6 protein-coding genes are annotated in these 10321 nt (G+C 48.8%); 3 read left to right on the top strand and 3 right to left on the bottom strand.

Annotation, left to right across the window (positions count from 1 at the left end; genetic code table 11):
• Positions 1–206 precede the first annotated feature (206 nt).
• Positions 207–1700 carry a guanosine-5'-triphosphate,3'-diphosphate diphosphatase gene (gppA, locus tag C2M35_RS14640; RefSeq protein WP_105199277.1) on the bottom strand — a complete coding sequence of 498 codons (1494 nt, stop codon included), beginning with the start codon at positions 1698–1700 and terminating at the stop codon, positions 207–209.
• Between the two features lie 77 nt (positions 1701–1777).
• Positions 1778–3049, bottom strand: coding sequence for an ATP-dependent RNA helicase RhlB (rhlB, locus tag C2M35_RS14635; protein WP_105199276.1), 1272 nt, complete (start codon positions 3047–3049; stop codon positions 1778–1780).
• Positions 3050–3140: 91 nt separating this feature from the next.
• On the opposite strand from rhlB, the gene trxA reads away from it, so the two are divergent.
• Both trxA and rho read left to right on the top strand, forming a co-directional pair.
• Positions 3141–3467 carry a thioredoxin TrxA gene (gene trxA / locus C2M35_RS14630; RefSeq protein WP_105189420.1) on the top strand — a complete coding sequence of 109 codons (327 nt, stop codon included), beginning with the start codon at positions 3141–3143 and terminating at the stop codon, positions 3465–3467.
• A 176-nt stretch (positions 3468–3643) separates the two neighbouring features.
• Positions 3644–4903, top strand: a complete 1260-nt coding sequence (rho, locus tag C2M35_RS14625; RefSeq protein ID WP_105199275.1) for a transcription termination factor Rho — start codon at positions 3644–3646, stop codon at positions 4901–4903.
• Between the two features lie 65 nt (positions 4904–4968).
• Here the strand turns inward: rho and C2M35_RS14620 are convergent, their stop codons facing one another.
• The gene (locus C2M35_RS14620) at positions 4969–7767 is read right to left on the bottom strand and encodes an ATP-binding protein (protein ID WP_105265662.1); all 2799 of its coding nucleotides are present in this window, start codon (positions 7765–7767) and stop codon (positions 4969–4971) included.
• A 465-nt stretch (positions 7768–8232) separates the two neighbouring features.
• Here C2M35_RS14620 and C2M35_RS14615 point away from each other — a divergent pair, with 465 nt between their 5' ends.
• Positions 8233–10302 (top strand): TonB-dependent siderophore receptor, encoded by a 2070-nt coding sequence (locus tag C2M35_RS14615; RefSeq protein ID WP_105265661.1) that lies wholly within the window; start codon positions 8233–8235, stop codon positions 10300–10302.
• Positions 10303–10321 lie beyond the last annotated feature (19 nt).

Genomic DNA, 10321 nt, shown 5'->3' with positions numbered 1-10321 from the left:
AGTTTTATTTGACTCCCTGAGCCGCTAGCGCCTCGCTATGCGTTGCTGCCTGCCGTCTCAGTGGGGTCGCATTATAGGGAGATTCGATTTTGACGCAAGCCCTTTTTTAAAGAAAATTGCTAAAAACAGATCGTTTGCAGTTAAATTGAGCATAACGGCTCAAAAACATACAAAAAGCCACCCAATGGTGGCTTTTTGGCGGGGTTTTAATTGCTGATGGTTAGTTTCCAACCAGCCTTGCGCTGGTACAGTGACTCTTGCTGCAGCTCACTTAACATCAAGGGATGGGCATCTAACCATTGTTTATCTATATATAGTGTCAGCGCATTATTATGTTCTTTAATTACCAGCTCAGGTAAAACATCATTTTTGCGACGCATTGACAATATTACCGCCAACCTTAATAAACGCACTAACTGAGTGGCCAGCTTTTCGTGAGCACCGAGTGATTCAAAATCACCGGCCAGCACATCACCCTTATGGAAGCGCACCAGCTTGGCTACCAGAGCATGCTGCTGCTTGGTAAACCCGGGCATATCGGTATTGGTAATAATATAAGCGCCATGCTTAGGGTATTGCTTATATTCGATTAGCAGACCAACTTCATGCACCATGGCCGCTGCGGTCAATAACCCATGATCCGCCTCACTAAGTTGCCAAGGCTGACTTAATTGCGCCAATAATAGCTTGGCAATGCAGGCAACCCGCTCGCCTTGCCTGCTATCCAAATGGTAGCGGGTAATAAAACTGTCTATGGTGCGCTGGCGAATATCCTGGCGCTGCAGTTGTGGCACCATGCTATAGAGTACGCCTTCACGCAATGCACCACCGGCTAGTCCCATGGCGCTCACCTGCAAACTCTCAAAGATGGCAATAAGAATGGCAAGTCCAGAAACAAAAACCAGACGGCGCTCTTCACTTAATCCAGGCAGTTGCAGCTGTTCGATAGAGGCGTATTGAGTAGTTAATTGACGGATATCAAGTAACTTATCCAGTGTCAGGGTTTCGTCTTGGCGCTGGGCAACCATGATCTCCTGGATTGCCTGAACCGTGCCAGAGGCGCCCGCAGCATAGTCCCATCCGGTTGCGCGGTATAAGGCGATAATGGGTTGCAGGATTTGTTTCGCCGCCTTGATGGCATTGTCATAATTGCTGTCGCTGAGCAAACCATCTTTAAAGTAATGCTCTAGGTAGGTAACGCAGCCCATATGCAAGCTGGTGTAGTGAATAGCTTGTTGGCCTTCGCCTATGACTATTTCGGTACTGGCGCCACCTATATCAATCACCAATTGCTTACCGGAACAAGCCGACGTATGCGCCACACCTTGGTAGATGGTCTTTGCTTCTACTTCACCGCTGATAACATTAATTGGATGACCAAGAATTTGCTCAGCGCGCTCTTTGAATACATCGGCATTCGTCGCCAGTCTGAGTGTGGCCGTGGCTACGATGCGAACTTGTGACGCAGGAATATCCTGCAGTCGTTCGGCAAATAGGGCTAAACATTCCCAGCCACGCTCCATTGCTTCCTGACTTAATTGCATACTGCCATCGAGGCCCGCAGCCAAACGCACCTTGCGTTTTACCCGGCCCATGGTTTGTAACGAGCCTGCCACTGTTTTGGCAATCAACATATGAAAGCTATTGGAGCCAAGATCGATTACCGCATATAAATCATCTTGGAGAGAAGAATTTACCACGTACTTACCTCTAAAAAAGCTTGGCTCCGGGGGGCCAAGCTTGCACGTCGTTTGGGACGTGTTGTCATGCTAGTAGGCTAACGTCCTTGCCCATGGCGGCGACGACCTTGCCCATGTCCTTGGTTTTTACCCCGTGAACGCCCTTGCGGCCCACGGCGTTTAATTGTTTTCGGTGCCGTAATATCATCCAACAGCGCCGTTTTGTCGTAATGAGACACAGGGATATTGTGCTCAATATAGTCTTCGATCTCTTGCAGATTATAAGCGTATTGCTCACAGGCAAAGCTGATAGCGTGGCCCGATGCCCCAGCACGACCGGTACGACCGATACGGTGTACATAATCTTCGCAATCGTCCGGTAGGTCATAGTTGAATACATGACTTACTTCAGGAATGTGTAGACCACGAGCAGCAACATCGGTTGCAACTAGTACATCTAAACTTCCCTTTGCAAATTGTGCCAAGGTTGACTGACGTTTCTTCTGATTCACATCGCCGGTCAATAAGCCAACACGATGCCCATCTGCTTGTAACCAAGCGTAAAGTTCTTCACACACATGTTTTGTGTTGGCGAACACTATCGCTTTTTCCGGCCATTCTTCCTCGATCAAGGTAAGTAGCAGTTTCATTTTGTCATTTTGCGACGGATGAAACAGCTCTTCTGCAATGCGCTTACCGGTTTTAACATCCGGCTCGATCTGCACATGCTCTGGATTGGTCATGTGCTCAAACGCTAATTCTTGAACGCGATAAGACAAGGTGGCCGAAAATAACAGGTTAAGACGTTCGGTCGCTTCGGGCATGCGGCGGAACATATAACGGATATCTTTGATAAAGCCGAGGTCGAACATGCGATCCGCTTCATCCAGTACCACAACCTCGATGTCGTTAAGGGTATAACAGCCTTGTTTATACAGGTCGATCAAACGGCCCGTGGTACCAATTAAAATATCGACACCTTTTTCTAGCTGCGCCCGTTGTTTTTCGTAATCTTCGCCACCATATAATAAACCTAGTTTAAGATTACAGTGCGGTGCCAAGATTTTTGCATCTTTGTGGATCTGAATCGCAAGCTCCCGTGTGGGGGCCATGATCAGGGCTCTTGGTTGCTGACCCGATGGCTTTTGACTCTGCAATAAGTGATGGCAGGTGGCGGTAAGAAACGCCAGTGTTTTACCTGTGCCAGTTTGTGCTTGGCCCGCAATGTCGCGGCCAGCCTCAACATAAGGCATACACTTCGCCTGAATAGGCGTGCAGTATTCAAAGCCACTTGCTTGCAATCCGGCAACCACCTCCGGAGCTAAAGCAAAGTCTGCAAATTTTTTATCGGTTAAATGTGTCTTATTCATAGCGATAAAGCATAACGCTTAAACTTGCAATAAGAAACAAGAGTGTTTAAATACGCACTAAATAAATTCGCCAAATTTAACGGAGAACGTGATGAGCGATAAAATTATCCAATTAACTGACGACAGCTTTGAGGCTGACGTAATGCAATCAGACAAACCTGTACTAGTCGACTTTTGGGCTGAGTGGTGCGGACCTTGTAAAATGATTGCCCCTATTCTTGACGATGTAGCTGGCGAGTTTGAAGGCCGTGTAACTATCGGCAAATTGAATATCGACCAAAACGCTGGCACTCCGCCTAAGTTTGGTATCCGCGGTATTCCAACCTTACTACTGTTCAAAGACGGTCAGGTTGCTGCTACTAAGGTAGGTGCCCTTTCTAAAGCTCAGCTAGTTGAGTTCTTAGAAAACAACATCTAAGCACAGATTATAAAAAAAGGGCGCTCGCCCTTTTTTTATATGACATTTTGTATAAAGACTGGACGATAAGCCACTGAGCTGCTAGTTTATAACCCCAACAATTCCAAGTTTATCCAACAACCTCACTCGAAGTACTTCCATTTCGAGACGATAAATAGTTTAAAGAACCCACCAATATGCATTTACGCGAACTGAAAGACAAGTCGATCAACGAACTTGTAAAACTAGCCGAGTCTATGGGCCTAGAGAATGTAGCCCGCCTAAGAAAACAAGACATTATCTTTGCCATCCTGAAAGCGCACGCGAAAAGCGGCGAAAACATTTTCGGTGGCGGTGTATTAGAAATCCTGCAAGACGGTTTTGGTTTCCTACGTAGCTCAGAAGCTTCGTACCTTGCTGGTCCAGACGATATTTATGTATCTCCAAGCCAAATTCGTCGCTTCAGTTTGCGCACGGGCGACAGCATTGCCGGCCTTATTCGCCCACCAAAAGATGGTGAACGTTACTTCGCGCTACTAAAAGTAAACGAAGTTAACTTTGATAAGCCGGAAAACTCACGCACCAAGATTTTATTTGAGAACTTAACGCCATTGCACGCCAATGAGCGTTTACGCATGGAACGTGGTAACGGCAGCACCGAAGATATTACCGCTCGTGTTCTTGACCTTGCAGCACCAATAGGTAAAGGCCAGCGTGGCCTTTTGGTTGCACCGCCTAAGGCCGGTAAAACCATGTTGCTACAAAATATCGCCCAGTCTATTAGCTATAACCACCCTGATTGTGAGCTCATGGTATTGCTTATCGATGAGCGTCCGGAAGAAGTAACGGAAATGCAGCGCCTGGTTAAGGGCGAAGTAATTGCATCGACTTTCGATGAGCCGGCAAGCCGTCACGTACAGGTCGCGGAAATGGTGATCGAGAAGGCAAAACGCCTGGTTGAGCACAAGAAAGACGTGGTTATCCTGCTTGATTCAATCACTCGTCTGGCGCGTGCCTACAACACGGTTATTCCATCATCGGGCAAGGTACTTACCGGTGGTGTTGACGCCAACGCCCTGCACAAGCCAAAGCGCTTCTTTGGTGCGGCACGTAACGTTGAGGAAGGCGGCAGCCTGACCATTATCGCCACCGCGCTTATCGATACCGGTTCGAAAATGGATGAAGTAATCTACGAAGAGTTTAAAGGTACGGGTAACATGGAATTGCACCTGAACCGTAAAATTGCCGAGAAACGCGTATTCCCGGCGATTGACTTCAACCGCTCAGGTACTCGTCGTGAAGAATTACTGACTAAACCGGATGAGCTACAGAAGATGTGGATCCTGCGTAAGATAGTTCACGATATGTCGGAAATCGATGCCATGGAATTCCTTATCGATAAACTGGCCATGTGTAAGACCAATGACGAGTTTTTTGACTCAATGAAGCGTAAGTAAGCTTTACTGGGTTAAACAAAAGCCACTGTTATCACAGTGGCTTTTTTGTGTCTGCTGTTTAGGGGTTAATGTCCTGACTCTGCTTCATGCATCGCCAGATCGCTTAGCAGCTCACTGACGTGTTCACCGTCCTGGAATTTGGCGGCGCGCTCAATATCACTAAGCAATTGCGCTAAGTCGGCATCGGCAAACATCTTTGCTGCGCCTGCCAAGCGATGGGCAATTTTTGCCACAGCGGCGATATCATCACGCTGCTGCGCCGCTTTCAGCAAGGCAATTTCCGCAGGCAAGGTTTGTGCAAAGCTATGGCGCAGGTCGCTCATATCCACCTCACGGTAACCTTCTTTTTGCTCACTGACACTTAGGTAGCGCTCTAACACGGCACAAAACTGTGCCTTATCTATGGGCTTGGCCAGATGACCGGCAAATCCCACTTGCTTATACTGCGCGATTTCATGGGTCATGGCATTGGCGGTCAAGGCGATAATGGGATTACTATAACCACATTGATGCAACAGCGACAGCGCCCCTAAGCCATCGAGTATCGGCATCTGAATATCCATTAAGACCAGGTCCGGATTATGTTTTAATGCCAACTCCACCGCCTGTTCACCATTTTCGGCGCTGTAAACCGTCACTCCAAGATTCTGCAATAAGCGCTCAATCAGGCGACGATTATCTGGGTGATCCTCCGCCAATACCACAGTGCCACTAAAGCTGGAGGCATAACAAGGTGGCGGCTGCGCTTGCAACTCACTAGTTAATTGGCTGTACTGACAGGGCAGCTTAAAGCAAAAACAGCTGCCGCATCCCAGGGTGCTGGTTACGGTAATTTGCCCCCCCATGATGCATGCCAATTGCTGCGACAGGCTCAAGCCCAAACCTGTGCCGCCAAAGCGACGGCTAATGGAGTTGTCGCCCTGACTAAAGGTGGTAAAAATAGCTTCCAGTTTATCCTCAGCAATGCCAATCCCAGTATCTTCAACACAAAATACCAGGTTCTTATCCTGAGCGCTGATCTTAAGAGTTACCTGACCTTGCTCGGTAAATTTAATGGCATTGGAGCACAGGTTAACCAACACCTGCTTAACACGAATATAGTCCAGTTCGGCACCGCTGTTTGCCGGCAGTTGGTTGTCGATGTAAAAGTCGATACCCTGCTGCAGGGCACTGGGTGCAAACATGGCCTTGATATCGGCGAGCAGAGAATCCAGGCTCACCAAAGCAATATTAAGCTCGAGTTTATTGGCTTCGATTTTACTTAAATCCAGTACATCATTGATCAGCTCACCCAGATGCTTGCTGTTGTTATAAATAACCTGCAACTCCTTGGCGACATCGGCATCACGCACCTCACCATGAACAATGGCCTCGGCCTGACCCATAATGGAAGTCAGCGGCGTTCTAATCTCATGGCTTATATTCGCCAGAAACTGGCTTTTAATTTCATTGGCTGAACTAAGCTGTTGCGCCAGAGCCTCAAGCTCCTGAGTGCGCAAGCGTACCTTCTCTTCCAAGATAGCATTGGCCCGACGCTCGGCTCCGCGGCGATACAAGAGTACGCCGATAATCAAGGTTAGTAACAATAACCCCGAGACCAACCAGGTAAACTGATTGCGTTGGCGCGCCGCGATTCGCTCAAATTCTTGTTGCCGCTGCAGCGACTCCACCTGGCGCTGTAACTGAGTTGTGTTGTATTTAGCATGAAAATCATTAAGGCGACTGGCAATGGCCCGACTAACGGCCAGATCGCGTTCACGCTCATATTTTTCAAACAACACCAAAGCCTTTTGATTATCCCCCTGCGCCGCTGCCAGCAATAGCTCAATCAAATAGGTGTCTATAGGCGCGTCGTCACTGCTATTTTGTTGCGATAACGAATAGGCCTGCGCCAAGGCTGCTTCGGCGCGCTCGTAGTCACCCTTGCCATACAACACCTTGGCGGTGATCTCTTGTATGGTAATGAGCCCAGGGAAATAGTCGATCACCTCAAGCTGCGCCTTCGCCTCTTCCAAGGTAGCCAGGGAATCATCAAAACGGCCTTGAAAGAAATACAAATCGGCCAAATTCATCCTAGTGTTAACGAAGCTTACAGAATCATTGGTCTTGGCTATGTTCGCCAATGCCAATCGATATTGCTCGGCGGCGGCGTCGAGCTGCCCAAGGTTGCGATAAATAATACCGAGATTAGACTGCATTTGTGCCAGGCCTGCGGTGTCCCCCATACGTACAAAGGCATCACCCACTGTGGTATACATTTCCAGCGCGGCATCAAAGCGATCGGCGCTGATATAAGCGCCGGCAATATTATGAATAATATCGACCCTATCCTGCTCCGAGCCGTGCTCGTCATACAAGGCTTTAGCACTGCCGTAATAGTCGATGGCCTGCTCCAGACGCTCAGCGCGCATCAAGGCTAAACCGATATTATTGTATAAATGAGCCTGCAGCAGCGGCTCATTGGCTTGCTCAAGTATCTGTAAGGCTCTGGAGTAATCCTCAACGGCACTAAGATAATGGCCACGATAATAATTGGCTATCCCTTGCTTTTTAGCATAATCGGCACGGCGTATCGGCGGCTCCAGATCGGCGGATAACTGCTCCGCCCGCAAAAAGTAACGGGTCGCTTTTTGATAATCACCGCTGGCAAAGTATTGCTCGGCAACAAACCGAGTCAGGGCCAGCTTTTCTTTATCCGCTAGAGGTTCGCTTAAGCTTGCTACGGCGCGGTCGAGTTGCACCTCTTTAGGCTCGAGCAGGATTTGCTCCAGCGCCGTGCTGGCACCGTAACAGGGAGAGAGAGACAAAGCAGCACAGAAAAACAGGCTTAGTGTTTTATAAAAGCTGACCTTCCTTTGCAACATTACTTTCTTCCACTTTGTCGTTGCGTTAGAGCATAACTACTACACCCTAGGCTATTGATTACTTGAGACATAAACAGCGTCATTTTAGGTTCGCTTTGCTATCACCAGATGCCAGTACCACATCATATCCTTATTAGCCTGGGCGTTTATTGTGACAGCCTCAACTGATTGCTACTGTTTGCTATTTATTCATATCCAGCGGGTATATTCAACTTTATTACGATTAGCAGTCCGTCTCTCCCGCATTAAACAGCCCGACAAAAGCCGCGATTTTGACCTGACAAGCATAGCCGCTTTATAAGTAAAGTCATTGGTTTACTTCAACTAAATACAGAAATAGCAGGCTCTTCAATGGGCAATTTAAGTCATGACCCTAATATAAGAAACAATACTTGCAATTGATAATCATTTGCAATAGCATGCGCATTCAAAATAACTCACAGCAACTCTTTAGGATCTTACGCAATGACGCGCCACCCTCTTTCTCTCATTATTTTCAGTGTCTTATCAGCACCCAGCCTGGCGGCAACCAAGATGGAAACCATTGAAGTGGTCGGTAGTTATTTCAATGATTACAAGGTCGATAGCGCCTCTGGCGCCATGCGTACCGACGCTTCGCTACTGGAAACCGCCCAATCGGTTACCGTGATCCCAGAAACCATAGTCAATGAGCAACTGGCCACTACTCTGGGGGAAGTGCTAAGCAATGATGCCAGCCTGACCTCGGGCTCGAACCAGCGCAACAGGGAAACCTTTAATATGCGCGGCTTTAGCCTAAGCTCAGCGACCGGTTATCTGCGCGATGGCCACCAGCACTGGTCACATTACCAACAGCCCATTGAGATCCTAGAGCGTGTTGAAGTGATCAAAGGCCCGGCGAGCATTTTGTATGGCCAGTCCGGCCCTGGCGGTCTGGTTAACATGGTCACCAAAAAGCCTACCGCGAATCGCTTTGTTAATGTCAGTGCCGATGTCGATCAACATGGTTCGACACGTTTTATGCTCGACGCCAGCTCGGCACTCAATGATGATGAAACACTGCGCGGACGCGGTATTGTGGTTAAGCAAGATGTGAACTTCTGGCGTGACTATGCCAACGGCGATGAGCGTGAGCGCGATCGTTTCCTCGGCGCCTTAGTCCTTGATTACGACCTCAGCGACGACACCCTGATCCGCGTTCACTATGATCGCACCGATGATAAAACCGGTCTCGACACCGGTGCCTGGCTAGATTCGCAAGGCAAGGTCATCGGCGATGACAAAACCATTTACGACTTCTCCTGGGCCTTTACCGATATCGTGGTAGAGAACTTAGGCCTGGATGTGCGCACCTACCTCAACGATAACTGGCAACTGAGACTGGGTTATAACGAACAAACCTTTGAGCGCCAGCGCTTTGAGTCGGCGCCACGTAAACCCAGTGACTACCAAGCCGGTGGCAGCTATAACTCACGCCCCTATGATCGTTTTGATGATTGGCAATTTACCACCGCCTATATCGACTTTATTGGTGACTTCCAGCTAGCGGGCATGCAACACCAGCTGCTGATCGGCGCCAACAGCCTGGACTATTACTATGGCCAGCTGCGCACCAGTGCCGACGCCATAGATTATATCCCCGGCCAAAGCGAGCCAAGCCGCCCGGATATCAGTTATGCAAGCGATACCAGCCTTTCGAGTGACGAGTATGACTACTATGGCATCTATATTCAGGATTTGATCACCTTTAATCCGCAGTGGCAGCTGTCGCTGGGCGGTCGCTACGACAAACAGAATAAAGAAGGGGCAAATAACGAATCTGTCTTGCCTAAGGTCGGTGTGCTGTATCACCCGAACGACAATGCCACCCTGTATGTCAGCTATTCTGAGGGTTTTGAGCCACAGGGTTCAGAGCGCCTGAACAACGAAAGTGATAAAAATCACAATATGAAACTCGACGCCGTCACCTCGGAGCAAATGGAGATAGGTGCCAAATGGCAACTGTTCGATGAGCGCCTGCTGCTTACCGGTGCACTCTTTGATATTAGTAAAAAAGGCACCCTGGTCAGCGAGTTAGTCGATCACCCGGATTACGACACCATCACCACACAGGTAGGTGAGCAGCGCCATAAGGGTATTGAATTAGCCGCCCAAGGCGCCGTAAGCGATCGTTTCTTTGTGATGGCGTCAAGCATGTATCTGGATGCCAACTACGAGCGTGACGAAGACTTGGAAGGGAAAACCCCGGCAGATGCACCTAAATGGTCGGCCTCACTATGGTCACGCTATGAAGTCACCGAGGCCTTAGCGCTTAATGCCGGACTCTTCTATACCGGCAAACGCTTTGCAGACAGCGATAACCAGATAGAAAAAGACGCCTATACCCGAGTCGACGTCGGTGCGACTTATGCCATCAAGCTTGCCGGCAATGACGTCGATCTGCGTTTAAATATCGAAAACCTTTTCGACACCGAGTACCTGGCTGGCGGTGGCACCAATAATGTGACCATAGGTGAAGGCACCAACTTCCGCCTCGCCGCTCAGTTTAGCTTCTAACTAGCCTGAAAAAGCCCGG

The organism is Pseudoalteromonas sp. T1lg76 (assembly GCF_002964725.1).
Taxonomy (GTDB): Bacteria; Pseudomonadota; Gammaproteobacteria; order Enterobacterales; family Alteromonadaceae; genus Pseudoalteromonas.
Note: the sequence above shows the minus strand (reverse complement) of the source record. Positions and strands in the feature narration are given on the sequence as shown.

Coding starts and splice junctions, on each gene's coding strand:
- rhlB (WP_105199276.1), bottom strand. CDS start 3,049: ATGAATAAGACACATTTAACCGATAAAAAATTTGCAGACTTTGCTTTA.
- trxA (WP_105189420.1), top strand. CDS start 3,141: ATGAGCGATAAAATTATCCAATTAACTGACGACAGCTTTGAGGCTGAC.
- rho (WP_105199275.1), top strand. CDS start 3,644: ATGCATTTACGCGAACTGAAAGACAAGTCGATCAACGAACTTGTAAAA.
- C2M35_RS14620 (WP_105265662.1), bottom strand. CDS start 7,767: ATGTTGCAAAGGAAGGTCAGCTTTTATAAAACACTAAGCCTGTTTTTC.
- C2M35_RS14615 (WP_105265661.1), top strand. CDS start 8,233: ATGACGCGCCACCCTCTTTCTCTCATTATTTTCAGTGTCTTATCAGCA.